The sequence below is a fragment of the Phytohabitans maris genome, assembly GCF_031085175.1.
Taxonomy (GTDB): domain Bacteria; phylum Actinomycetota; class Actinomycetes; order Mycobacteriales; family Micromonosporaceae; genus Phytohabitans; species Phytohabitans maris.
Genome location: NZ_JAVHUY010000020.1, coordinates 77,673 through 101,384, shown reverse-complemented (window position 1 = coordinate 101,384; position 23,712 = coordinate 77,673). Strand labels below are relative to the sequence as shown.

Here is a 23,712-nt window from a genome sequence, read left to right as displayed (position 1 = left end):
CGGCATCAAGGCTACGCCGTGCCTATAACGGGTGCGTGGCCGCCGTCTGCCCGTGTCGTGATTCACAAATGTCACAGGCGCGGGCGGGGCGCCCCGTGGGTCACGGAGCGCCCCGGACAGCAACTGCGTGTGGTCGCGACTGGCTACGAGATGTCCCGCGTACGGGTGATCATCGTGCCGATCACGCCGGTGACCGCCACCCACGCGACGAGCACCACCGCGCCGACCCAGTACTGGGGCTGGCCCGGGATGTTGGTGCCGCTGACCATCAGGCCGGAGGCGATCGAGGGCAGGCCGAACTGCAGGTCCTCGAACCACTCCCAGTCGAGCCAGTTGGCGATCAGCGAGAAGAAGACCGCGCCGGCGATCGTGCCGATCAGGTAGAGCACCACCGCGGTCACCGTCGCGCCGATCTGGCTGCGGATCAGCACGCCGAACCCGACCCCGAGGATCCCCCAGAGGACGTAGGCGAGCAGGTTCAGCCCGATCGCCCGGATTACCGACGTATCGCCCAGATGGCTGGAGAAGCCCTCGGCGTTCAGGAAGATGATCGTCGCCGGGATGTTGAGCGCGGTGGTGACGAGCCAGTAGCCGAAGCCGGCGAGCGCGGCCGCGACGAACTTGGCGACGATCACCGCGGTCCGGTGCGGCGTGGTGAGGAACGTCGTGGTCACCGTCTGGTGCTGGAACTCGCTGGTGATCACCACGATGCCGAGCAGCAGCACGAAGAGCAGCCCGAAGAACTGGCCCGACGTGTAGAGGTTGGCCGCCTGGTAGACCTCGTCGTACGTCGCCGAGACCTGCGGACCGGCCCCCTCCGGCGGCGGCTCGGTGAGCGAGTAGTGCGCGCCCACCGCGTTGATCAGGAAGGTCAGCGCCAGCATGGCGAACGCGCCGAGCCCGAACAGCCACCACGCGTTCGTGGTACGGATCTTGAGGAACTCGCTCCGGACCAGGTTCATCGGATGGCCGCCTTTCCCGCGGTGAGCTCGAGGAACACGCGTTCCAGGTCGGGCCGTTCGACGGTCAGCTCGTGCAGCTCGACGCCCGCCTTGAGGGCGGCCCGCCCCACGCCGGGCGCGTCCACCCCGGTGACCAGCAGGGCGCCGTCGCCGTTCGGGGTGACCGTGGCGTTCAGCTCGGCGAGGGCCGAGGTGAGCTCCTCCACCTGCGGCGTACGCACCCGCACCTCCGCGCTGTGCGCCATCGAGTCCATCACCTGCGTGACCGTGCCCTGGCGGACCAGCTTGCCGGCGGCGATGATCACCAGGTCGTCGGCGAGCAGCTGCATCTCGGAGAGCAGGTGGCTGGAGACGAGCACGGTACGCCCGTGCGCGGCGAGCGACTTGAGCAGGTCACGCATCCACCGGATGCCCTCGGGGTCGAGGCCGTTGGCCGGCTCGTCGAGCACCAGCACCTTGGGATCGCCCAGCATCGCGGCCGCGATGCCGAGCCGCTGCCGCATACCGAGCGAGTACCCCTTGAACTTGCGCTTGGCGGCCGGGGTGAGGCCGACCATGGCCAGTACCTCGTCGGCCCTGCTGCGCGGAAAGCCGGCCGCCGCGCAGATCACCCGCAGGTGGTTGATGCCCGTGCGTCCCTTGTGCGCGCTGGATGCCTCCAGCACCGCGCCCACGGTGTGCAGGGGGTCCTTCAGGTCGGCGTACCGCTGGCCGCCGATCGTGGCCGTGCCGGCGGTCGGCTTGACCAGGTTGAGCAGCATGCGCAGCGTCGTCGTCTTACCCGCACCGTTGGGGCCCAGGAAGCCCGTCACGCGGCCCGGTTCGACGGTAAACGACAAGTTGTCGACCGCTCTGACGTTTTTGTAATGTTTCGTCAGCCCGGACACGACAATCTGCCCGTCAGACATCTCTCTCCTCCCGTGGACACGGCGCGAAGCCCGCGCCGCGCGCACACAGGGTGACGGTTGCGAAGGGGATTTTCAATCCCGCCGCGTACCGGGAATCTCATCCGGCACGGCGTTGATCCCCAGCTTGTGGGGCGAGAGGGGCCGCTGAGTAACCACTCACGTGCGCACGGTCCCACATTCCAGATAAGCGCCACGCGTGATACACGCACGGGATACTCGCTGATCACCGTGGATGCCTACACAGAGAGCATGGCTGTACTCCTCACCAGCGCGGCATCCGCGGGGTCCACCGGCACCAGCGGATACTCGCTGCTGATCGCCGATGACGGCGCGGAGGTCGCCGCCGCACAGCGGCTGCGCTACGACGTCTTCGCCGCGGAACTGGGCGCCAACCTGCCCACCGCCGGCTCGGGACTCGACACCGACGAGTTCGACGAGTTCTGTGACCACCTCATCGTGCGCGAGGACGCGACGGGTGCGGTCGTCGGCACGTACCGGATGCTCCCGCCGCACGCCGCTGCCCGCGCCGGCCGCCGGTACTCCGACACCGAGTTCGAGATGGGCGCGCTGAGCCCGCTGCGGGACCACCTCGTGGAGACCGGGCGCTCGTGCGTGCACCCCGACCACCGCAGCGGCGCGGTGATCAACCTGATGTGGGCCGGGATCGCCCGGTACCTGCACCTCAAGAACCTGCGCTGGCTCGGCGGCTGCGCCTCGGTCCCGCTCGCCGAGGGCCCGGAGATCGCCGCCGGCGTGTGGGACCTGGTCCGCACCAAGCACATGTCGCCGCCCGCGCTGCGGGTGCGGCCGCGCCACCCGTGGCTGGCCGAGCCGGGCGCCGCCGAGGCGGTCGCCGCGCACACCGGCCGGGCCACCGTCCCGCCCCTGCTCCGCGGCTACCTGCGGCTGGGCGCGTGGATCTGCGGAGAGCCGGCGTACGACCCGGACTTCGGTGTCGCCGACCTGTACGTGCTGCTCTCGCTCGACCGGATGGACCCGAGATACCTCAAGCACTTCCTCGGAAGCGGGCGCAGCCTTGGAGACCGGGCATGAGCACCGCGATGAGCACGCTGTGGCAGCCGCGGTCGGACTGCGGTCCGGAGTGCCTGCCCGGCCCGGAGGCGAGCGCGCGCGTCTCGCGGGTGCGCCAGGTGGCCCGCTTCTTTGCCCTGATCGGCGCGCTGATCGGCGGGGTGGCGTTGCTCCCCGTACTCCCTCTTATGAACCAGCGCGGGCGCCGGGCCGCCGGACGGGCCTGGGCCCGGTCGATCCTGGCGGCCCTGGAGATCCGGCTGGTGACCAAGGGGCGGCTGCCCGCGGAGAAGGCGCTGCTGGTGTCCAACCACATCTCCTGGCTGGACATCGTCGCGGTGCTCGCGGTGGCGCCGGCCCGGATGCTGGCCAAGCACGACGTGCGGGACTGGCCGGTGATCGGCCGGCTGGCCGCGTCGGCCGGCACGATCTTCGTGGACCGGACGCGGCCGCGGGCCCTGCCGGGCACGGTGGCCGACGTCGCCGCGGCGCTGCGCGGTGGCGGGGTGGTCGCGGTCTTCCCGGAGGGTACGACCTGGTGCGGCGCGATGGCCGGCCACTTCCGTCCGGCGATGTTCCAGGCGGCGCTGGACGCCGGCGCGCAGGTGGTGCCGGTCGCGATCAACTACGGTGAGCGGCCGACCACGGTCGCGTTCCTCGGCGAGGACAGCCTGTGGGTGTCGCTGCGCCGGGTGCTGGCCGTGCGGCGGCTCACCGTGTCGGTGACCGCGACGCCCGCGCTGCACCCGGAGGCGGTCGCGACCCGGCGCCAGCTGGCCCGGGTGGCTGAGGCCGCGGTGCGCACCGAGGGCCCGGTCTACCAGGGGGCGATGGGCCTGGCCGCGTAGTTTTGGGGCCGGCCGTAGGTCGCGACCGGACCGCTAGCCTATCGCGATGTATCGCGTTAGGCTGAGGGGCATGCCCACCTGGACGGTCGACGCACCGCAGCGGCTCAGCTTCGAGGAGCCGGTCACCCGCCTTGACGTGTATCTCATATCCGGCCGGCTCAACGTGGTCGGCACCGACGGGCCGGCCCGCGTCGAGATCGCCAACGCCGGGACCAAACCGATCATCGTGGCGGAGCGCGACGGGCATCTCACCGTGCGGCACGAGCGGATCCCCAGGTGGCCGAGCTTCCTGCGCTGGCTGCTCCAGTTCGGCCGGCGGGTCCGGGTCGACGTCTCGATCGCCGTGCCGGTCGACGCCCGCGCCGATCTCCACCTCGTCGAGGGCTCGGTGATCGTCTCGGGGCTGCGCCGGGAGACGTTCGTCGACGTCACCTCCGGCCGCATCACGCTGATGGGCCTCGGCGGGCGCACGGTCGCCAAGCTCGTCTCCGGGCCGGTCGAGGCGCTCGGCGTGGCCGGCGACCTGACCATGGAGACGATCTCCGGCGAGCTGATCCTGGCCGACAGCTCAGCCGAGCGGGTGCACGCCCGCGCCGTCTCCGGCTCGATCACCTGCGACCTGGACAACCCGCGACGCAGCGAGATCCGGCTCGGCACCACCTCGGGCAGCGTGACCGTGCGGGTGCGCGAAGACAGCGACCTGAGCGTCCACCTGCACACCATGTCGGGGCGGATCACCAGCGCGTTCCCGGGGCTGCGCTCGGGCGGCCCGTCCTGGACCAGGGACGCGCAGGGCGTGCTCGGCGCCGGCGAGGGCAAGCTCTGGGCGAGCACCACCTCCGGCAGCATCGCGCTGCTCTCCAGACCCGCGCCCGATCCGCAGGACGCCGAGCCCGAGGACGCGGCGATATGACCGCCGTGTTCAGCCACGGGCGGCTCCGGCTCTACCTGCTCAAGCTGCTCGACGAGGGTCCCAAGCACGGGTACGAGCTGATCCGGCTGCTGGAAAACCGCTTCCTGGGGCTGTACGCGCCGAGTGCCGGCACCATCTACCCGCGGCTGCAGCGGATGGAGGCCGAGGGGCTGGTCTCGCACACGGCCGCCGGCGGTCGAAAGGTGTACGAGATCACCGACGCCGGCCGCGCCGAGCTGCGCCAGCGGGCGGGCGAGCTGGAGGCCCTGGAGTCGGACATCCGTGCCTCGGTCGAAGACCTGGCCACGCTCGCCAACGAGATACAGGACGAGGTGCGCGGCTCGGTGCGCGACCTCAAGCGCGAGCTCAGCCAGGCGGCGCGGGAGACCCGGCGCGGCGGCGGGCGGGACTACCACTGGGAGTTCCAGTGGGCGGGGCCCGGGTCGCCCACCCGTGGCGAGCCGGCCTCGGGCAGCGCGCTCGACGAGCTGGAAAAGCGGATCGACGCGTTCGCGGCGGAGGTACGGCAGCTGGTGCGCGGCGCCCGGCTCACCGAGGGGCAGGCGCGTACGGCGACGCGGGTGCTCGACGCCTCGCTGGTCACGCTCCGGCGCCTCTTCCGCGGCTGACGGCTACTCTCAGGTTCTTCTCAGCGACTCCCCAGTCACGGCCCAGCGCCGAGGGGAATGATGACTGGTATGGCCGCACCGCAGACTGAGGCGAGACTGCTCGTCGTCGAGGACGATCCAAACATCCTCGAGCTGCTCTCCGCCAGCCTGCGCTTCGCCGGATTCGACGTGTCGACCGCGACCAGCGGCAGCGCGGCGGTCAACGCCGCCAAGGACCGCCGTCCCGATCTGGTGGTGCTCGACGTGATGCTTCCCGACCTCGACGGGTTCGAGGTCATCCGGCTGATGCGGGAGAGCGGCACGCGTACGCCGGTTGTGTTCCTCACCGCCCGGGACGCCACCGACGACAAGATCCGCGGCCTCACGCTCGGCGGCGACGACTACGTCACCAAGCCGTTCAGCCTGGAGGAGCTCACCGCCCGCATCCGGGCCGTGCTCCGCCGCACCACCGCCGGCGAGCAGTCGCCCTCCCGTCTCACCTTCGCCGACCTGGAGCTCGACGAGGAGACGCACGAGGTCTACCGGGCCGGCGAGCGCATCCAGCTCTCGCCCACCGAGTTCAAGCTGCTGCGCTACCTGATGCTCAATGCCAACCGCGTGCTTTCCAAGGCGCAGATCCTCGACCACGTGTGGAATTACGACTTCCGCGGCGATGACAACATCGTGGAGTCGTACATCTCTTATCTGCGCCGCAAGGTCGACACGACCCAGCCGCGTCTGATCCACACCCTGCGTGGCGTCGGCTACGTCTTGCGAAAGCCGGCGACCTGACCGCTTGGTGGGCGGCAATGTTAAAGCTGGTCCGGCGCGTCCCGCTCCGCGTCAAGCTGGTGACCTCGGTCCTCGTACTGGTCGGCGCGGCGCTCCTGGTGATCAGCATCGGCAGTGCGTTCGCCCTGCGCAGCTACCTCATCGACAAGGTCGACGCCGAGTTGGGCGTGCTCAGCTCGGCGGCGCAGGCGTCGGCGATGAGTGGGCAGAAGGTCTTCGTCGGCCTCTCCACCGACATCGTGGTCGCCACCGTCCGCCCGGACTCGGACGAACCGCCGCTGGTCGACTCTCCGAACCTCGTCAAGGCCAGCCAGTTGCCCCGGCTCCCGCAGGACTACGCGGGTTTCCAGGAGCGCATCGGCGAGCCGTTCACGGTTAAGGCGCCCGACCAGCGGGTGCGGTGGCGGGTGCAGGTCACCCAGCTGCCAAACGGCTGGCTGGTGGCGGTGGCGCAGAGCCTTGTCGACGTCGACGAGGCGGTCACCCGGCTGATCTGGGTCGACGCGCTCGTCGGCGGCGCGGTGCTGATCCTGCTGGCTACGATCGGCGCGGCGATCGTCCGCAGCAGCCTTGGACCGCTCAACGAGATCGAGCGCACCGCCGCCGCGATCGCCGGCGGTGACCTGACCCGCCGCGTGCCCGACCCCGAGCCGGGGGAGGAGGAGCCGCAGACCGAGCTGGGCCGGCTCTCCCGCGCGCTCAACTCGATGCTGGCGCAGATCGAGGCCGCGTTCACCGCCCGCGCCGACTCCGAGACGGCCGCCCGGGCGGCGGAGTCGGCGGCCCGCGACGCCGCGTTCGCCGCCCAGGCCTCCGAGGCCCGGGCCCGCCGTTCCGAGGAGCGGATGCGGCAGTTCGTCGCGGACGCCTCGCACGAGCTGCGCACCCCGCTGACCACGATCCGCGGCTTCGCCGAGTTGTACCGGCAGGGCGCCGCCGGTTCGCCGGAAGACATCGCCCGACTCGTCCGCCGGATCGAAGACGAGGCGTCCCGGATGGGGCTGCTCGTCGAAGACCTGCTGCTGCTGGCCCGCCTCGACCGCGAGCGCCCGGTGGAGCTGGCGCCGGTCGAGCTGCCGGTGCTGGCCGCCGACGCCGTGCAGGCCGCCCGCGCGATGGCGCCCGACCGGGAGATCCACCTGGAGGTCGCTCCGGGCGCCGGACAGCTGGTCGTGCTCGGTGACGACGCCCGGCTGCGCCAGGTGATCGGCAACCTGATGACCAACGCGCTCACGCACACCCCGGCCGACGCCTCGGTTACCCTGCGCCTACTGGCCGACCGGCGCGGCGGCCAGGGCGAGGCGGTGGTCGAGGTCGCGGACACCGGCCCGGGCCTCACCGCCGAGCAGGCCGAACGGGTCTTCGAGCGCTTCTACCGCGCCGACGCCGCGCGCACCCGGCGGGTCGACGGCTCCACCGGCAGCGGCCTGGGGCTGGCCATCGTGGCCGCGCTGGTCGCCGCGCACAACGGCACCGTCGAGGTCGACTCCACCCCGGACAAAGGCGCGACCTTCCGGGTACGACTGCCGCTGGCGCCGGACGACGGCGAGGCGCTCGCGCTCGACGACGGTGAGCAGCCCGACGGCCCGTAATTCACAGCGAACGTTCAGTGCCGTCTCAGGAGCGTTGAAGAGCGAGCGGGGAAGGTAAATGTCATGAGCGAGCATGAGACCAACCCGCAGCGGCAGCCGGTCAGCCCCGACGCCGAGCCGTCGCACCCGACCTCCGAGCTGCCCCCCGCCGCACGGGAGCAGTCCGGCTCTTCCGACGAGACCCAGCAGGTCCCGGTCGTCTCCGAGCAGCCCACCCCGCCCGCCCCGGCTCCTTCCGCGGCGCCGGACACGCCCGCCCCGGACGCGACCGCCCCGATCCCGGCCACGCCGCCCGCGCCTCCGGCCTTCACCGCCCCGGCCGCGACGCCCGCCGGCCCGGCGCCGGGGCACTACGCTCCGCCGCCCAGCCCGTGGCAGCACCCCGACCGTGCCCACCAGCCGACCTGGCCGGGCAACGCGGGATACCCCAGCGCCGGCGTGCCGCCGGTGACCGCGCCTCCGGCCGGCGCTCCCGGCCCGGTCTCCCCGGGGCCCGCGGCGCACGGCCCGGTGCCGCCGGGCGCGGTGCCGCCGCCGGCGAGCGGCGTTCCCCACTACGGCCCGCTCCCGCCCGGCCAGGTGCCGGTGTGGGCGCAGCCGCCCGGTGCCCCGCCCGGGCAGCACCAGCGCTCCGGCCGCTTCGGGCGTTACGCGATGCTCGGCGTCGCCGCGCTCGTGCTGATGGCCGGCTCCGGCGTGGCCGGCGGCGCGATCGCGACCGCCCTCGACGACTCGCCCGCCACGGTCAACCGCACCTACTCCGCGGCCCCCGTCCTCAACCAGGCGGATCTGCCGGGCATCGCGGCCAAGGTGGCGGGGAGCGTCGTCTCGATCACCGCGGGCAACGCCGGCGGCTCCGGCGTCGTCCTGAGCGAAGACGGATACGTGCTGACCAACAACCACGTCGTGGAGAGCGTGGGGAGCGGCACGATAGGCCTGACCTTCGCCGACGGTAAGACGGCCTCGGCCAAGGTCGTGGGCACCGACCCGCGCACCGACCTCGCCGTGATCAAGGCAGACGGTGTCTCGGGCCTCACCGCGGCGGCGTTCGGCGACAGCGACGGGATGCAGGTCGGTGACACCGTGCTCGCCCTCGGCAGCCCGCTCGGCCTCGACGGCTCGGTGACCTCCGGCATCATCAGCGCCAAGGACCGCACCATCCAGACCGGCGACGACCAGCAGCGCGACCCGTTCTCCCGGCAGCAGCAGGCGCCGGTCAGCTCGATCTCCGGTCTGTTGCAGACCGACGCGGCGATCAACCCGGGCAACTCGGGCGGTGCCCTGATCAACACCCGGGGCGAGGTGATCGGCATCAACACCGCGATCCTCACCGCGGGGCAGAGCTCGGGCAACATCGGCGTCGGCTTCGCCATCCCGAGCAACAAGGCCAAGTCGGTCGCCGACGCCCTGCGCAACGGTGAAAAGGTCAGCCACCCGTCACTCGGTGTCTCGGTCAACGACGCGGACGGTGGCGGCGCGCTGATCGGCTCGGTCACCGAAGGCAGCCCCGCCGCCAAGGCCGGCCTCCAGCAGGGCGACGTGGTGACGAAGTTCGGCGACAAGAACATCAGCGACTCCGACGACCTCGTGGGCGCCGTGCAGGCCGGCAAGGTCGGCGACCAGGTGCAGATCACGTTCAAGCGAAATGGTCAGGAGCAGACGGCAACCGTGACGCTCGCTGAAGCGTCCTAACAAGCAGTACCGGCGCACGACGGGCGGACCGGTGCCACACAACGGCACTCCGCCTCCTCCCCAAAGAGCGGCGGGCGACGTGGACCTCGGGGGTTGGCCACGTTGCCCGCCGCTCGCGCTTACTCTGCGTTGAATTGGCTGTACGGGTGTTGTCAGGTAGCGGACTGGCTGTCCCAGTGGTCGATGTCTGATCCGTACTCTGCATCCCGCAACCTTGGGGGAGGGGCAGAGGGTGACGGTCGTAGAGACCCGCGTGAGTGTGTGGGAAGCGCTCGCGGGCCGCGCGCCGGGACGGCCGGTCGGTCCGGCTGACCCGGGGCTGTGGGCCGCGGTGGTCGAGCGGCTCAACCCTGCGCGGGCCAGGCCCGTGCTGCGGCTCGGCATCGAGGCCGTCGAGCTGGTCAACGTGCGTGACGTGCCGTACGTGATGCTCCGCTCGCCGGACGACCGCGGCGGCGCCTGCTACCTGCGCCTCTCGCCGGAGGAGTGGCAGCTCGCGCAGCTGATGGACGGCACCCGTACCGTGGCCCGCCTGGTCGCCGACTTCGCCCGGATCAGCGGCCGGCTCGCGCCCGAGCAGGTCACCCGCGTCGTCGCCGACCTGGCCGGCAACCGGATGCTCGCCGAGCTGCCGGTCGACGCGTTCCGCCCGCTCGACGCGGTCGCCCGCCGCCCCTGGCCGCTCCGCGTCGGGCGTGGGCTGCTGGCCGTGGCGCGTGGCCGCCGCATGGTGCTGGCCGACGTCGACCCGCTGGTCACGTTCCTGTACCGGGCCGGCGGCCGGGCGCTCTTCACCCGCGCGGTCGGGTTCGTGCTGGCGGCGGTCGCCGCGCTCGGCCTCGTGCTCTTCGGCTGGACCTGGTGGCGCGGCGAGCAGGCCGTCTTCCTGACCGGCGGGTCGTACGCGGCGGGCGCCGCCGTGCTGCTCGCGCTCAACGTGCTCGCCCTCGCCTGCCACGAGCTGGGCCACGCGCTCGCCACCAAACACGCCGGGCGGCGGGTGCCGGCGGCCGGGTTCCTGGTCTACTTCGGCATCCCGTCGATCTTCGTGGACACCACCGACGTGTGGATGGCGGGGCGGCGCGCCCGCATGCTCACCACCGCCTCCGGCCCGGCGGCCGGCCTGATCCTCGCCGGCCTCGCCCAGATCGTCGGGCTCCTCGTGCCCGAGGCGGCGCCGTGGGCGTTCAAGCTCGCCTTCGCCTGGTACCTGAACGCGCTGTTCAACCTCAACCCGTTCCTCGCGCTCGACGGCTACTACTTCCTGATGGACTGGCTGGAGATCGCCAACCTGCGCGCCCGCGGCCTGGCGTACGTGGTGGCCCGCATCCGCCGCCGCCCGCCGTCCTGGACCCAGCTCGACCGGGAAGGGCGGATCATCGCCCTGTACGGCACGCTCGCCGTACTCTGGCTGGTCATCGCCGTCAACCTCGGCTGGCGGATCTGGACCGACCGGGTCGAAGGGCTGATAACCGGGCTGTGGCGCTCCGGCTGGCCGGCCCGCCTGCTGCTCTTCGCGGTCGTGGTGGGGCTCGCCGCGCCGCTGGTCTACCTGCTCGCCGGGTGGCTCGGCCGGCTCTGGCGCAAGGCCCGGCGGCGGGCGGCCGAGCGCCGGATCGCCTCCGACCTGCCCCGCCGGGTCGACGCGCTGCGCGCCTCGGCGCTCGGCCGGCTGCCGCTCGACCGCCTCACCCACCTCGCGACCCACGCCAGCTGGGTGCACCCCCGCACCGGGCAGCAGATGGTCTTCGCCGGCGCCGCCCAGCCCGCCGTGTACGTCGTGGTCGAGGGCGCCATGGAGGGCCGCCGCCCCGGCGATCCCGCGGGCACCGTACGCGAGCGGCTCGGCCCGGGCGGCGTGATCGGCCTCGCGGCGGCGGTCACCGGCTCGCCCGCCACGCTCGCCTGGCACACCGCCGGCACGACACTGCTCGCCGTACCGCCCGCGCTGGTCGCCACCGCCGTGGGCCGGCTGCCCGGACCGCCCCCGGCCGACCGGGCTGAGGCCGAGTCGCTCTTCGCCGACACGCCGGCCCTCGACGGGCTCGCCGCCGAGGAGAAGATCGGCCTCATCGCGCAGGCCCGCCCCACCGCGCTCGAACCGGGCGCACCGGTCGTACTCCCCGCAGCGCACGCCGCGCTGGTCATCGCCACCGGCGTGGTGGTCCTGCCGGACGGCACCGAGCTTCGCCGCGGCACGATGATCGGGCCGATGGGGCACCCGATGGACGAGCCCGTCGCGTACGCCCGCACGCACGTGCGCCTCTGGACCATCCCGGCCGTCTCCGGGCTGCCGCTCCTGCTCGGCGCCTCACCCGCCGGCGCCGCCGCCGAACCCGGCCCGGTGGTGCGGGGGAGGGCCGCGCCCGCCGCCGGCGTACACCCGGCCGCCGACTACCCGCCGCTCGCCTCGCCGCCCGGCCCGCCGCCCCCCGCCGACGAGGAGGTCGACCGGCGGTTCGAACGGCGCATGTGGTGGCTGGTACTGCTCTTCCTGCTGCTGGCCATCGGCACCGGCGTCGCCAACCTCATCCCCGGGCCGGCGTGGGCCGAGATGCCCGGCGACAAGGCACTGCTCAGCGCCGAACGCGGTCGCGTCGTCGCCACCCTCGACGGGCGCACGGTCACGCTGGACGCGGGCGACCGCCTCTACGTGGCCGAGGGCAGCGACATCCGCGTACAGTCCCGGTCCGCCGGCCGCCTCACCTTCCGGGGCGGGGCCGCGCTCGTACTCTGCGCCGAGACCCGCACCGACGTCGGTCCTCTGTGGAGCACCGGGCGCCGGCAGGTGCAGCCGCACGGCACGCTGACCCTCGACGGTGGACGGATGCTGGCCGACACCGCCTCGACCAGCGGGGCGTTCGCGGCGCTGGCCCTGCAGATCGGCAGCGACACCAGCCAGATCGTCAACGACGGACCCGCCTGGTACTCGGTGACGGCCGGCGACGCGGTGGTCTCCGACGGCAAGGTCGACGTCAACGGCACCCGCCAGCCCGTGACCAACCGCTCGCTCACCTGCGGCGACGGCGTAGTCGTACGCCCGCCGGCCGGCACGCCGTCAGACAGCCCGTCGCCGTCGGAGTCGCTGATCCCCGAGGAGACCCCCACCCCGACGCCCACGCCCGCACCGACGACCAGCCCGGTCGAGGACGACGACCCCACCACCCCGGACGACCCCACCGACCCCGGAGCAGACCCGACAACACCCGGTGTACCCCCCACCACCCCAGGCCGCACGCTGCCGCCCCCGACAACGCCGACGACTGGCCCTCCGAGTGAGCCGCCGCCGTCAAGCAGCCCGCCGCCTTCCACAACGCCGCCTCCCCAGGACACCACCCCACCGACCGTCTCAGTCGCTGCTGACCCGAGAAGTGTCTTCTGCGGTTCGGACGAAACCATCAGGGTCACGGGCTCTGCCAAGGACAACGCGAGCGAACCCGGTCGGATCTCTGTCCGGGGATCGTGGACGATGGGCGAACTCAGCGGTCAGATCTCTCTGTCCGGAAGTGGCGCGGAATTCAGCGGCAGCTTCGTCCTGCCGGCAGAGGCGGGTCGGCAGAACGCATCGGGAGTCGTCATAACCGTCACTGGAACAGACGAGGCGAAGAACTCGGGATCGGGCGAAACTTCCGTTAGCTGCATCATCATCGGCTGAGGAGACATGGGTGCTTTGTTGGTTTTGCGCTAAAGCGGCGCGTGGGGGATGCCGGTTCTGCGGGCGCGGCATCTGCGAGGATCACGCGCGCTTCGGGCCGTTCCTCCTGGAGGTGCACCGCTCCGAAGCCCGGCGCCGCGCCGAAGGGCTGGTGGTCGAGGACGCCCTCCAGTGCGGCACGTGCCGGCCGCGGCCGCAGCCCGTTCCCATGCCCGAGCTGGACTGAGCGCGCACCGGTCACCGCGCCTCCGCGGCCGGGTCGTCGGCGCCTGAGCCCTCAACCCGGACGCCTTTCTCGGCGAGCCCGGCCAGCACCGCCTCCTGCCGGGCTGCCTGTCGCGAAGCGTGGCTGACCTGGGGATGTATCCCGTTGCTGTTCCGGGCTACCGTGACCGTCATGAGCGACTTCGATGCCGTGCTGGAGCGGCTGGTCACCGACCAGGCGTTCGCGGCGGCGCTGGCGGCCGACCCAGCCGCGGCGCTCGCCGGCTACCGGCTCGACCCGGACGAGATCGAGCTGCTGCACAGCCAGGTCGGCGGCGAGACCGGCGGCCAGCACGCCGTCGAGGTGCGCACCAACCAGTCCAGCCTCTTCGGCATGCTCTCCCCGCTGGTCGGCATGGCCGGCGCCCTGCCGAGCCTCGCCGACAACCTCCCAGGAAGCGGCGGCAGCACCGGGACCGCCGGCAGCCTCGCCAGCGGCGGCAGCGCCGGGATCGGCGGCAGCCTCGGCAGCGGCGGCGGGGCCGGGACTGGCAGCGGCTTCGGCCCAGCCGACACCTCCGGCCAAGGCGCCGGCTTTGCCGCGGACGGCTCCAGCGCCGGCTTCGCCGCAGACCGGTCCAGCGCGGGCTTTACGACGGATGGCGCCGCGCCGGGCGGAAGCGTCAAGGCCGACGGCTTCGGCCCAGCCGAGGAAGCCGTTCCCGGCTACCCACCAGCCCAGCCCGCACCCAGCACGCCCGGTCTCGGCGCATCCGGCCAGCTCGGACCCGGCGCGTCCGGGCTCGGTGCGCCCGGCCAGCCCGCCCCCAGCGCGCCTGGATTCGGCGCCCCCGGCCAGCCCGGCTTCGGCGCGGCGGGCCAGGGCGGGTTCGGCATGCCAGGCCAGGCGGGCTTTGGCGCGGCGGGCCAGGCTGGGTTCGGCGCGGCGCCGGGCGGCGAGGGGCATGCGGGCTTCGGTGTCGCTCCCGGCGCTGAGGGCCACGCCGGCTTCGGTGCGGCGCCTGGCGGGCACGGCGGCGCAGAGGGGTTCGGCGCGCCAGCAGGTCACGGTGGGTTCGGGCCGGCGGAAGGCGGCGGGCCCGGGGCGGGTTGGCCTTCAGCCGGGGGGCCGGCAGGCGCATGGCCGCCCGCCGAGGGAGCCGGTCCACCCGTGCCGGGAGCCGGACCGCCCGTGCCGGGAGCCGGACCGCCCGTGCCCGGCGCTGGGTCGGGCCTGCCGGGAGCGGGGACACCGGCGCCGGGTGCCGGATCGGCCCCGCCGGGAGCCGGACTGCCGGTGCCGGGTGCCGGGTCGGACATGCCGGGAGCCGGGCCGCCCGCGCCGGGAGCTGGATCTTTCGCGCCAGGAATTGGGTCGGCCGTGCCGGGCGCGGGGTCGGCCGCGCCGGGAGTTGGGCCGGCGGTGGCGGGTGTGGGGCCGGCTGGTCAGGTCTTTGCCGGCGGGCTGCATCAGGGCGGCGGGTTCGGCAGCATCGGCGGGGGGATCGGTGACGCGCTCGCGCCGGGCGGTGCGCAGGTCGATGCGGCCGGGGGTGACTACGCGGTCCCGGAGGGCTACCACGCCGGCCTCGACCTCGACGGTGACGGCCGCGACGACGAGCACATCCTGCGTGGGCGCGCGGACGGAGGCGTCGACATCCTGGTCGACCGCGACGGCGACGGGCGGGTCGACATCATCGGCCACGACGACGATGCCGATGGGCATGTGGAGTCCGCCGACTACGACAAGGACGGTGACGGTCACTTCGAGCGCACGCGCTACGACGACGACGGCGACGGCTGGCTCGACCGCACCGTCCGCAACGAAGAGCCAACCAGCAGCAGCGAAGACCCCACCAGCGGCGGCGAAGATCCCACCAGCGGCAACGAAGATCCCACCAGCGGCAACGAAGGCGCCACCGGGATCAACGAAGACCTCGCCAGGGCCAACGAATACCCCGCCGGCGTTCACGAAGAACAGGCGGGCGGCACGATCGACCTGGCGTCCATCGCGAAGCATCTCCGGATGTCCTGATCACCATCTGGCTACGATCATGTACCACCCAGGGCGCCGGCCCTAGCGCGGACGCCACCTCGCGCACGACGATGGTCGGGGGAGGTGGTTCCGTGGTCGCCATCGCCACCGACCGGCTGACAAAGGTGTTTCCCGACGGCACCGTCGCGGTCGACGAGGTGACCATCGAGGCTGCGTCCGGCGAGTTTCTCGTGCTGCTCGGGCCGACCGGCTGCGGCAAGTCGACGATCCTCCGTCTGGTCGCCGGGCTGGAGGAGGAGACCAGCGGCCACGTGCTGATCGACGGCCAGGTGGTCGACCGCCTCAGCGCCAAGGATCGCCGGGTGGCGATGGTGTTTCAGGATTACGCGCTCTATCCACACCTGACGGTCGCGCAAAACATCGGCTTCCCGCTGCGCGCCGGCCACGAGCCCGCCACCGGCACCGAGGCGCGGGTGGCCGAGGTGGCCGAGCAGTTGGGGGTGACCGACCTGCTGCACCGGCTTCCCGGCCACCTCTCCGGCGGCCAGCGGCAGCGCGTGGCGATGGCCCGGGCGATCGTCCGCAAGCCGCAGGCATTCCTCCTCGACGAGCCGCTGTCCAATCTCGACGCGGGCCTGCGCGCGGAGCTTCGCACCGACGTGGCCGCCCTCGCCCGGCGCCTCGGCGTGACCACGCTCTACGTGACGCACGACCAGACCGAGGCGATGACGATGGCCGACCGGGTCGCGGTGCTGCGCCGCGGCGTGCTCCAGCAGGTCGGCCCGCCCGCCGAGGTGTACGGCGACCCGGCCACCCTCTTCGTCGCCGCGTTCATCGGCACGCCCCGGACCAACCTGCTGCAGGGCGCCATCTACCTCGAACCCGAGCGCACCGTCGTCGATCTCGGGTCGCAGCTGCTGGAGATCCCGCCCAACGAGGCGCTCGCCGGCCACCACAACGACCGGGTCACCGTGGCCGTGCGCGCCGACGCGCTGCGGCCCGTGCCGGACGGCGGCGGGCAGGGGCCGGTGCTACGCGGCAAGGTGCGGCTGGTGGAAAACCTCGGCCACGAGGCGCTGGTCCACCTCGACACCGGCATCGTGCCTACGCCGATCGAGGAGTCGCGGCTGGAGCACCCGGAGACCGGCCAGCACCTGGCCGACGTGATCGCCGAGGATCCGCCGGCCGGGCACCCGTTTCGCCAGGCGCTGGCCCGCATGATGCCGCACGCGCGGCAGGAGGCGCAGCCGGCGACCGCCCGCACCGAGTACGGCTTCTATCCGGTCTACGACGCCGAGCTCGCCGATCAGCCGCCCCTCGGCGACGTGGTCGTCCGCGTGCCGGCGCCGGTGCTGCCCCGCCGCGGCGAGTCGATGACGGTGCGGGTCGACGTCGACAAGCTGATGCTCTTCGACCGCGGCGGCCACCGCATCCGCACCGCCTGAAGCCCGCCAAGTGCCCGGCAACCGTCCGGCAACCGCATCCGCACCGCCCGAGAGGCCCCGGCAAGAGCCGGGCAAGCGGTCAGCCACCGCATCCGCCCGCCCGAGAGCCGGGTAAGTGCCCGGCCGCCGCGTCCGCACCGCCTGAGAGTGCCCGGCGAGAGCCGGGCAAGAGAGGCACCGGCGAGAGCCGGGCAACCGCCGGGCCGCCGCGTCCGCGCCGCCTGAGAGGCCCGCCCGAGAGCCGGTAAGTGCCCGGCCGCCGCGTCCGCACCGCCCCGGAGGCCCCGGCGAGAGCCGGGCAAGCGCCAGCCACCGGCATCCGCGCCGCCTGAAAGCTCGGCAAGCGCCAGGCAAGGTCGCCGAGCTGATCCGCCGGAGGCCGAGGAGCCGCGCCGCGCAAGGACGCCGGGAGCGATCGAGCGGCGACCCGAAAGAGCGGCGACAAAAAGGACAGCCCCTTTACAAGAACTGTTAAGAGTCTTAATAATTGGCCATCCTTCGATGGGAGGCCGCAGTGACCCGTACCCGTACCCTCATCACCGCCCTGGCCGCGGGCGTCCTCGCCGCGACGGCCGCGATCTGGCTGGCGCCGGCGGCGTCGGCGGCGACGCCGACCGCTGTGTTCACGAAGACTTCTGACTGGGGTTCTGGTTGGGAGGGGAAGTACACGATTACGAACGGGGGTGCGTCGACGATCACGTCGTGGGCGGTGGTCTTCGACTTGCCGGCTGGTACGACGGTCGGCACGTACTGGGATGCGCTGATGACGTCGTCGGGTCAGCGGTACACCTTTACCAACAGGTCCTGGAACGGGACGCTCGCTCCGGGTGCGAGCACTTCGTTCGGCTTCCTGGGTAACGGCTCGGGGTCGCCGCTCAACTGCACGCTCAACGGCCAGCCGTGTGGCGGCGGAACGACGCCAACGAGTGCGCCGCCCACCACCGCGCCGCCGACGACCGCGCCGCCGACGACCCAGCCACCCACGAGCCCGCCGCCCAACACCGGGCTCCCCAAGCACGCGCTGATCGGCTACCTGCACGCCAGCTTCGCCAACGGCTCCGGTTACCTGCGGATGGCCGACGTACCCGCCGACTGGGACATCATCAACCTCGCCTTCGGCGAGCCGACCAGTGTCACCTCCGGCGACATCCGGTTCCGGCTCTGCCCGGCCAGCGAGTGCCCCGGCGTGGAGTCGGAGGCCGAGTTCATCGCGGCCATCCGGGCCAAGCAGCAGCAGGGCAAGAAGGTGCTCATCTCGATCGGCGGCCAGAACGGTCAGGTCCAGCTCACCACCACAGCGGCGCGGGACGCGTTCGTGAGCTCGGTCAGCGCGATCATCGACCGGTACGGGCTCAACGGGCTCGACATCGACTTCGAGGGGCACTCGCTCTCGCTCAACACCGGCGACACCGACTTCCGCAACCCGACCACGCCGGTGATCGTCAACCTCATCTCCGCGCTGCGCACGCTCAAGCAGCGGTACGGCTCCGGCTTCGTCCTCACCATGGCGCCGGAGACGTTCTTCGTGCAGCTCGGCTACCAGTACTACGGCTCGGGGCCGTGGGGCGGGCAGGACCCGCGCGCCGGCTCGTACCTGCCGGTGATCTACGCGCTGCGCAACGACATCACCGTGCTGCACGTGCAGGACTACAACTCGGGGCCGATCATGGGGCTGGACAACCAGTACCACACGATGGGCGGCGCCGACTTCCACATCGCGATGACCGACATGCTGCTCGCCGGCTTCCCGGTCGCGGGCAACACCGCCAACGCCTTCCCGGCCCTCCGTGAGGACCAGGTCGCGTTCGGCACGCCGGCGGCGGTGAGCGCCGGCAACGGGTACGTCGCGCCGGCCGGCGTGCAGCAGGCGGTCAACTGCCTGGTGCGGGGGCAGAGCTGCGGCTCGTACACCCCGCGCAGTGGCACCAACCCCAACTTCCGGGGACTCATGACCTGGTCGATCAACTGGGACCGGTACTACGGCTGGGAGTTCCGCAACAGCCACCGGCCGTTCCTGAACTCCCTGCCCTAAGCCGCCGTCGCCAGCCGGGCGAGCGAGGCGTCGAGCGCGTCGCCGTACACCCGGTCGATCGAACCCTCCAGCACGCGTTGGGAGACCTTCGCACGGAGCTCGGCCACCGGTCCCCTGAGATCCACCGGGCCGGTGGCCAGCTTTGCCTCCAGGCTGTGCACCAGGTTGTCGAGGTCCTGGCCGGCGTCCGGGCGGATCGCGCCCCCGGCGACGCCCTCGTCGATGAGGCGGCCGATCTCCGCGATCACCTCGCGCACCGACGGGGTCCGCGGTGGGGTCGTGGCCGGCGCCGAGGCCGGCGGTGCGATCGGGCTGACCTCCGCGGAGGGCGTGGCCGCGGCGGCCGGTGGCGGCGCCGTCGTGGGGGCCGCGGCCTCCGTCGTGCGCGCGGCGGTCCCGGCCGGCGGCGAGCCACTCAGCGACATTCCCAGAAGTACGGCGGCCGCGAGCGCTGCCGCCGCGGCGGTGACCGCCACGGCCAGCCGGATACGGCGCGACCGCCGGTGTGCGGGCGCCCACTCCGGTGCCGCCTCGGACGGCAGCTTTACCCCGGGCGCCGCGGCGGGCGACGGAGGCGATGGGGGAGCCGGCGGTGTCGGCGTGACCAGCACGGTCGGGAGCGTGACCGTCGGCGACAGCATGGTGGCGGCCTGCGGGTCGGCCGGGAGCAGCTGGTCGCGGAGCACCTCGCCGACCTGGCGCGCGGTGGGGCGCCCGCGCGGGTTGCGCGACAGGCAGCGGAAGCAGATGTCGGCCACCGCCGGCGGCAACCCGGGCACCCCGACCAGCCGGGGCACCTCCGGATCTTCCAGGGCGCGGGTGAGGTCCTCCCAGGTGTCCGCCGGGTACGGTGGGTGCCCGGTCAGCGTCTCGAAGAGCAGCACCCCCAGGCAGTACGTGTCGGTGGCCGGCTGCGCGGGCGTGCCGTCGAGCCGCTCCGGCGCCACGTACGCCGGGGTGCCGAACGTGTCGCCCTCCTCGTCTTCGTCGGGCGCGCCGATGTGCGTGGCGATGCCGAAGTCGAGCACCTTGGCGCCGACCGAGGTCATCATGATGTTGGCCGGCGTGACGTCGCGATGGACGATGCCGAGGCGGTGCGCGGCGGCGAGCGCCTCGGCCACCTGCGCGCAGATCTCGACCGCCGCCATCCACGGCAGCGCCCCCTCGGTCAGCCGCGCCTCCAGCTCCTCGCCGGAGAGCAGCTCCATCACCACGAACGCGGTCACCGTGCCGTCCGGCGCGATCTCCTCGCCGTAGTCGTGGACCGCGGTCACGTGCGGGTGCACGAGCTGGGCGGCCGCCCGGGCCTCCTCGCGCACCATGTCGCGAAACTTGGCGTCGGCCGCCAGCGACGGCGCGAGCACCTTCACCGCGACGACCCGGTCGAGCACCTCGTCACGGGCGCGCCAGATGACCGACATGCCACCCGCACCGATGTTGTCGATCAAGCGGTAGCGCCGGGCGAGCAGGCCACCCGGCTGCAAGGGTGCCGTCATCCGCGGCAATGCCATCGTGTCGCACCTGCCTCAGGGTGGGGAGGTCGTATCAGGCTGCGTGAATCTAGTCTCGCTGTCAACGGTGACTCGGACACTCCTGACCGTTATCACGTGGCGTCATCTCGCGCCCGCGAAACGCGACGCGACTCGCCGTGCCACCATGAACGGCATGGTCAGCGGCCCGGTGGCGTTCGTGCTCGGCGGTGGCGGTGTGCTCGGCGCCGTCGAGGTCGGCATGCTCCGCGCCCTCTTCCGGGCCGGCATCCGACCCGATCTCGTGCTCGGCACCTCCATCGGGGCGGTAAACGGTGCCCTTGTGGCCGCCGAACCCACCGAATCGGTCACCGACCGCCTCGTCCGCTTGTGGGCTTCCCCCGAGGCGAGCGAGGTGTACGGCGACTCGGTCGCCCGCCAGCTCCGCCGCTTCGCCGCCCGCACCCATCTGCACTCGCCCCGCCCCCTGCGCCGCCTGCTGGAGCGCGAGCTTGGCGAGGCGACCCGCTTCGACGAGCTGAAGGTGCCGTTCCGGTGCTGCGCGGCGAGCATCGAGCGGGCCGCCGAGCACTGGTTCGAGAGCGGGCCGGTGGTCGAGGCGGTGCTCGCCTCGGCGGCGGTGCCCGGGCTGCTCCCGCCCGCCGAGATCAACGGCGAGCACTTCGTCGACGGCGGCATCGTCAACTCGATCCCGGTCGGCGAGGCGGTGGCCGCCGGTGCCAAGCAGGTCTTCGTGCTCCAGGTGGGGCGCATCGAGCGGCCGCTCAGCCCGCCGCGCCGGCCGTGGGAGGTGGCGCAGGTGGCGTTCGAGATCGCCCGGCGGCACCGCTTCGCCCGCGAGATGGCCGGGCTCCCCGACGACGTCGACGTGCACGTGCTGCCCACCGGGGGCGGCGAGCCGCGCGACGACACCCCGTGGGCGTACCGTGACCGGGCCGCGGTGGGCCGCCGCATCAGCCGGGCCTACACGGCGTCCCGCCGCTACCTTCAGTCCTATGTGGACGGCAGTTGATGCGGCTGCCACCCCGGTGGGTACGCCGGATCGTGCTCGGTCCGCTGGTGGTCGTGCTCGCCCTGTTCGCGGTGACGACGATTCCACTGTGGCTACTGCTGGCGGCGGCGGCCTCCCCGCTCGTACCCGGCCGCCTGCGCCTGCTCCGTCTCTTGTGGATCGTCGTGGTGTACCTGGTGTGGGACGCGGCCGCGCTGGTCACCCTCTTCGCGCTGTGGCTCGCTTCCGGCTTCGGGTGGAAGGTGCGCTCGCCGGCCTTCCAGCGGGCGCACTACGTGCTGACCGGCCGCTTCCTGCGCGCCCTCTTCTGGCAGGGGCGGTGGGCGCTGCGGGTGAGCCTCGACGTGGTCGGCACCGACCCGGACACCGCCGCGCCCGGCCGGCCCGAGGTGGTGCTGTGCCGGCACGCCGGACCGGGTGACTCGTTCATCCTCATCCAGGCGCTCGTCAACTGGTACGACCGGGAGCCGCGGATCGTCCTCAAGGACACGCTCCAGTGGGATCCCGCCATCGACGTGATGCTCAACCGCCTGCCCAACCGCTTCGTCGCGCCGGGGCGTACGCCCGGAGCCTCCATCGAGGCACAGATCGGCCATCTGGCCACTGGGCTGGACGACAACGACGTTCTGGTCATCTTCCCGGAAGGCGGCAACTTCACCCCACGGCGGCGCATCCGGGCCATCGAGCGGCTGCGCGCCCGCGGGCACGAGGAGATGGCGGCGCGGGCGGAGCGCATGCGAAACGTCCTCGCGCCGCAGCCTGGTGGGATGCTCGCCGCCCTCGATGCCGCCCCCGATGCCGGGGTGGTATTCGTGGCCCACACCGGGCTCGACCGCATGCTGACGGTCGCCGATGTGTGGCGCGAGCTGCCGATGGACAAACGCCTGGTCATGCGCTTTTGGTCGGTGCCGCCGGAGGAGGTGCCGCAGGATCGTGAGGAGCGGATCGCGTGGCTGTACGACTGGTGGGCCCGGATCGACAAGTGGATCGAAGCGTATCGCCTGTAACGCGCCTCGCGTATGGTGTCCGCCCGTGGAGCAGATCTGTCTGGTAACGACGGTTGTGGACGCCCGGTCGGTGGCCGACGTCCTCGCCGCCTCCGCCGTCGCCGGGCGCCTCGCGGCCTCCGCGCGGGTCGGCGGCCCGGTGGACAGCACATACTGGTGGGACGGCCGCGTCGAAACCGCACAAGAGTGGTCGGTCCAGTTCAAGACGGCGCCAGATCGCCTCGACGCGCTCGTCGACCACGTGCGCGTGGCCCATCCCTATGACGTTCCCGAGATCCTCGTGACCACCGTCGCGAGCGGCAATCCCGACTACCACTCCTGGATCCTCGACCAGACGCGCCACTGACCCTTAGGGGTAGCGTTACCCCTACCCCACTTACGGGGGTTCCCAGGGTTACAGATGGCCGGCACAATGCGGAGACTTGTCTGCATGGCGCCTCGCCGACCCCGTCGGGGCGAAAGCCCTACGACGTGAGGAGAGGCAATGCCGGTCGGTGTGTTGGTGGAGCCTACTCGAAAACGAGGCAGCGACTTCGCGCAGCTCTCGAAGCGTGTCAATGCGGCGGGCCTGATGGCGCGCCGACCCGGGTGGTACGCGGCGAAGATCGCGTTCACCGCGGCGCTGTTCATCGGGGGATGGGTGGCCTTCTTCGCGGTCGGCGACTCATGGTGGCAGCTGCTGGTGGCCGTGTTCCTCGCCGTGGCCACCACCCAGGTGGCGTTCCTCGGCCACGACGCGGGGCACCGCCAGATGTTTCGCACCCGCCGGCCCAGTGAGGTGACCGGGCTCATCGCGGGCAACCTGGCCACCGGCCTCAGCTACGGCTGGTGGATGGACAAGCACACCCGCCACCACGCCAACCCCAACCACGAAGACGAGGACCCCGACGTGGGAGCCGGCGCTCTGGTGTGGACACACGAGCAGGCGTCGGAGCGCCGCGGTTTCGGGCGCTGGCTGGCCCGGTGGCAGGCGTTCCTGTTCTTCCCGCTGCTCACGCTCGAAGGGCTCAACCTGCACTACGCGAGCTTCCGCGCGCTGAAGGACTCGCCGATGCGGCACCGGCGGCTGGAGGCGGTGCTGCTGGTCGTGCACCTCGCCGTCTACCTCGCCGTGGTCTTCACGGTCCTCTCACCCGGACTGGCCCTGCTGTTCATCGCTGTCCACCAAGGACTGTGGGGTGTCTACATGGGATGCTCGTTCGCCCCCAACCACAAGGGCATGCCGGTGCTCACCGCCGAAGACGACCTCGACTACCTGCGCAAGCAGGTGCTCACCTCGCGCAACGTACGGGGTGGAAAGGTCGTCGACTTCGCGCTGGGCGGGCTCAACTACCAGATCGAGCACCACCTCTTCCCGAGCATGCCCCGCCCCAACCTCCGCAAGGCGCAGCCGATCGTCCGGGAGTACTGCGCGGAGAAGGGCATCGCGTACGAGGAGGCCGGCTTGATCGACTCGTACGGCCAGGCGCTGCGGCACCTGCACGAGGCGGGTAACCCACCACGCTGAGCGGCGGCGCGGCGGCT

General features: G+C 72.4%; 19 protein-coding genes. 15 read left to right on the top strand and 4 right to left on the bottom strand.

What is annotated here, in order from left to right; all coding sequences use genetic code 11:
* Positions 1–143: 143 nt before the first annotated feature.
* Together RB614_RS22035 and RB614_RS22030 are read right to left on the bottom strand one after the other, a co-directional pair.
* Positions 144–962, bottom strand: a complete 819-nt coding sequence (locus RB614_RS22035) for an ABC transporter permease (RefSeq protein ID WP_308714469.1) — start codon at positions 960–962, stop codon at positions 144–146.
* The gene (locus RB614_RS22030; RefSeq protein ID WP_308714468.1) at positions 959–1,870 is read right to left on the bottom strand and encodes an ABC transporter ATP-binding protein; all 912 of its coding nucleotides are present in this window, start codon (positions 1,868–1,870) and stop codon (positions 959–961) included. The genes RB614_RS22035 and RB614_RS22030 overlap by 4 nt, the downstream gene beginning before the upstream one ends.
* Before the next feature lie 249 nt (positions 1,871–2,119).
* Here RB614_RS22030 and RB614_RS22025 point away from each other — a divergent pair, with 249 nt between their 5' ends.
* The 8 genes from RB614_RS22025 to RB614_RS21990 all read left to right on the top strand — a co-directional run bounded on the left by RB614_RS22025 (position 2,120) and on the right by RB614_RS21990 (position 13,002).
* Positions 2,120–2,923 carry a GNAT family N-acetyltransferase gene (locus tag RB614_RS22025; protein WP_308714467.1) on the top strand — a complete coding sequence of 268 codons (804 nt, stop codon included), beginning with the start codon at positions 2,120–2,122 and terminating at the stop codon, positions 2,921–2,923.
* Positions 2,920–3,750, top strand: a complete 831-nt coding sequence (locus RB614_RS22020) for a lysophospholipid acyltransferase family protein (RefSeq protein WP_308714466.1) — start codon at positions 2,920–2,922, stop codon at positions 3,748–3,750. The genes RB614_RS22025 and RB614_RS22020 overlap by 4 nt, the downstream gene beginning before the upstream one ends.
* 70 nt (positions 3,751–3,820) lie before the next feature.
* Positions 3,821–4,663: a DUF4097 family beta strand repeat-containing protein gene (locus RB614_RS22015; RefSeq protein ID WP_308714465.1), complete on the top strand. Its 843-nt coding sequence runs from the start codon at positions 3,821–3,823 to the stop codon at positions 4,661–4,663.
* Entirely contained in the window at positions 4,660–5,292 is a 633-nt protein-coding gene (locus RB614_RS22010; protein WP_308714464.1) for a PadR family transcriptional regulator, read from the top strand. The genes RB614_RS22015 and RB614_RS22010 overlap by 4 nt, the downstream gene beginning before the upstream one ends.
* A 69-nt stretch (positions 5,293–5,361) precedes the next feature.
* Entirely contained in the window at positions 5,362–6,063 is a 702-nt protein-coding gene (locus tag RB614_RS22005; RefSeq protein ID WP_308714463.1) for a response regulator transcription factor, read from the top strand.
* Between the two features lie 17 nt (positions 6,064–6,080).
* Positions 6,081–7,655: a sensor histidine kinase gene (locus RB614_RS22000; protein WP_308714462.1), complete on the top strand. Its 1,575-nt coding sequence runs from the start codon at positions 6,081–6,083 to the stop codon at positions 7,653–7,655.
* Between the two features lie 63 nt (positions 7,656–7,718).
* Positions 7,719–9,347 (top strand): trypsin-like peptidase domain-containing protein, encoded by a 1,629-nt coding sequence (locus RB614_RS21995; RefSeq protein WP_308714461.1) that lies wholly within the window; start codon positions 7,719–7,721, stop codon positions 9,345–9,347.
* A 253-nt stretch (positions 9,348–9,600) separates the two neighbouring features.
* Positions 9,601–13,002: a cyclic nucleotide-binding protein gene (locus RB614_RS21990; protein WP_308714460.1), complete on the top strand. Its 3,402-nt coding sequence runs from the start codon at positions 9,601–9,603 to the stop codon at positions 13,000–13,002.
* A gap of 237 nt (positions 13,003–13,239) precedes the next feature.
* Here the strand turns inward: RB614_RS21990 and RB614_RS21985 are convergent, their stop codons facing one another.
* Complete coding sequence (locus RB614_RS21985; protein WP_308714459.1) at positions 13,240–13,401, bottom strand: hypothetical protein; 162 nt, start codon at positions 13,399–13,401, stop codon at positions 13,240–13,242.
* Between RB614_RS21985 and RB614_RS21980 the strand changes: the two genes are divergently transcribed.
* The 3 genes from RB614_RS21980 to RB614_RS21970 all read left to right on the top strand — a co-directional run bounded on the left by RB614_RS21980 (position 13,400) and on the right by RB614_RS21970 (position 18,679).
* Entirely contained in the window at positions 13,400–15,241 is a 1,842-nt protein-coding gene (locus RB614_RS21980) for an Os1348 family NHLP clan protein (protein WP_308714458.1), read from the top strand. The genes RB614_RS21985 and RB614_RS21980 overlap by 2 nt on opposite strands.
* A gap of 92 nt (positions 15,242–15,333) precedes the next feature.
* Positions 15,334–16,647, top strand: a complete 1,314-nt coding sequence (locus RB614_RS21975; RefSeq protein ID WP_308714457.1) for an ABC transporter ATP-binding protein — start codon at positions 15,334–15,336, stop codon at positions 16,645–16,647.
* Positions 16,648–17,161: 514 nt separating this feature from the next.
* Positions 17,162–18,679, top strand: coding sequence for a chitinase (locus RB614_RS21970; protein ID WP_428983084.1), 1,518 nt, complete (start codon positions 17,162–17,164; stop codon positions 18,677–18,679).
* On the opposite strand, the gene RB614_RS21965 is transcribed toward RB614_RS21970, so the two are convergent.
* Positions 18,676–20,175 (bottom strand): serine/threonine-protein kinase, encoded by a 1,500-nt coding sequence (locus RB614_RS21965; RefSeq protein ID WP_308714456.1) that lies wholly within the window; start codon positions 20,173–20,175, stop codon positions 18,676–18,678. The genes RB614_RS21970 and RB614_RS21965 overlap by 4 nt on opposite strands.
* Positions 20,176–20,344: 169 nt before the next feature.
* On the opposite strand from RB614_RS21965, the gene RB614_RS21960 reads away from it, so the two are divergent.
* From RB614_RS21960 to RB614_RS21945, 4 genes are all read left to right on the top strand, one after another.
* Complete coding sequence (locus tag RB614_RS21960; RefSeq protein ID WP_308714529.1) at positions 20,345–21,181, top strand: patatin-like phospholipase family protein; 837 nt, start codon at positions 20,345–20,347, stop codon at positions 21,179–21,181.
* The gene (locus RB614_RS21955) at positions 21,181–22,188 is read left to right on the top strand and encodes a 1-acyl-sn-glycerol-3-phosphate acyltransferase (protein WP_308714455.1); all 1,008 of its coding nucleotides are present in this window, start codon (positions 21,181–21,183) and stop codon (positions 22,186–22,188) included. The genes RB614_RS21960 and RB614_RS21955 overlap by 1 nt, the downstream gene beginning before the upstream one ends.
* Positions 22,189–22,213: 25 nt before the next feature.
* Positions 22,214–22,534: a divalent-cation tolerance protein CutA gene (gene cutA, locus RB614_RS21950; RefSeq protein WP_308714454.1), complete on the top strand. Its 321-nt coding sequence runs from the start codon at positions 22,214–22,216 to the stop codon at positions 22,532–22,534.
* 138 nt (positions 22,535–22,672) lie between these two features.
* Positions 22,673–23,695, top strand: coding sequence for a fatty acid desaturase family protein (locus RB614_RS21945; RefSeq protein WP_308714453.1), 1,023 nt, complete (start codon positions 22,673–22,675; stop codon positions 23,693–23,695).
* The last annotated feature ends 17 nt before the right edge of the window (positions 23,696–23,712 follow it).

Excerpts from the sequence above, each read along its gene's own strand:
- RB614_RS21955 (WP_308714455.1), top strand. The coding sequence starts at position 21,181 with ATGCGGCTGCCACCCCGGTGGGTACGCCGGATCGTGCTCGGTCCGCTG.
- RB614_RS22025 (WP_308714467.1), top strand. The coding sequence starts at position 2,120 with ATGGCTGTACTCCTCACCAGCGCGGCATCCGCGGGGTCCACCGGCACC.
- RB614_RS21995 (WP_308714461.1), top strand. The coding sequence starts at position 7,719 with ATGAGCGAGCATGAGACCAACCCGCAGCGGCAGCCGGTCAGCCCCGAC.
- RB614_RS22010 (WP_308714464.1), top strand. The coding sequence starts at position 4,660 with ATGACCGCCGTGTTCAGCCACGGGCGGCTCCGGCTCTACCTGCTCAAG.
- RB614_RS21945 (WP_308714453.1), top strand. The coding sequence starts at position 22,673 with ATGCCGGTCGGTGTGTTGGTGGAGCCTACTCGAAAACGAGGCAGCGAC.
- RB614_RS22020 (WP_308714466.1), top strand. The coding sequence starts at position 2,920 with ATGAGCACCGCGATGAGCACGCTGTGGCAGCCGCGGTCGGACTGCGGT.
- RB614_RS21965 (WP_308714456.1), bottom strand. The coding sequence starts at position 20,175 with ATGACGGCACCCTTGCAGCCGGGTGGCCTGCTCGCCCGGCGCTACCGC.
- RB614_RS21985 (WP_308714459.1), bottom strand. The coding sequence starts at position 13,401 with ATGACGGTCACGGTAGCCCGGAACAGCAACGGGATACATCCCCAGGTC.
- RB614_RS22035 (WP_308714469.1), bottom strand. The coding sequence starts at position 962 with ATGAACCTGGTCCGGAGCGAGTTCCTCAAGATCCGTACCACGAACGCG.
- RB614_RS21980 (WP_308714458.1), top strand. The coding sequence starts at position 13,400 with ATGAGCGACTTCGATGCCGTGCTGGAGCGGCTGGTCACCGACCAGGCG.
- RB614_RS22030 (WP_308714468.1), bottom strand. The coding sequence starts at position 1,870 with ATGTCTGACGGGCAGATTGTCGTGTCCGGGCTGACGAAACATTACAAA.
- RB614_RS22000 (WP_308714462.1), top strand. The coding sequence starts at position 6,081 with ATGTTAAAGCTGGTCCGGCGCGTCCCGCTCCGCGTCAAGCTGGTGACC.
- RB614_RS22015 (WP_308714465.1), top strand. The coding sequence starts at position 3,821 with ATGCCCACCTGGACGGTCGACGCACCGCAGCGGCTCAGCTTCGAGGAG.
- RB614_RS21960 (WP_308714529.1), top strand. The coding sequence starts at position 20,345 with ATGGTCAGCGGCCCGGTGGCGTTCGTGCTCGGCGGTGGCGGTGTGCTC.
- RB614_RS22005 (WP_308714463.1), top strand. The coding sequence starts at position 5,362 with ATGGCCGCACCGCAGACTGAGGCGAGACTGCTCGTCGTCGAGGACGAT.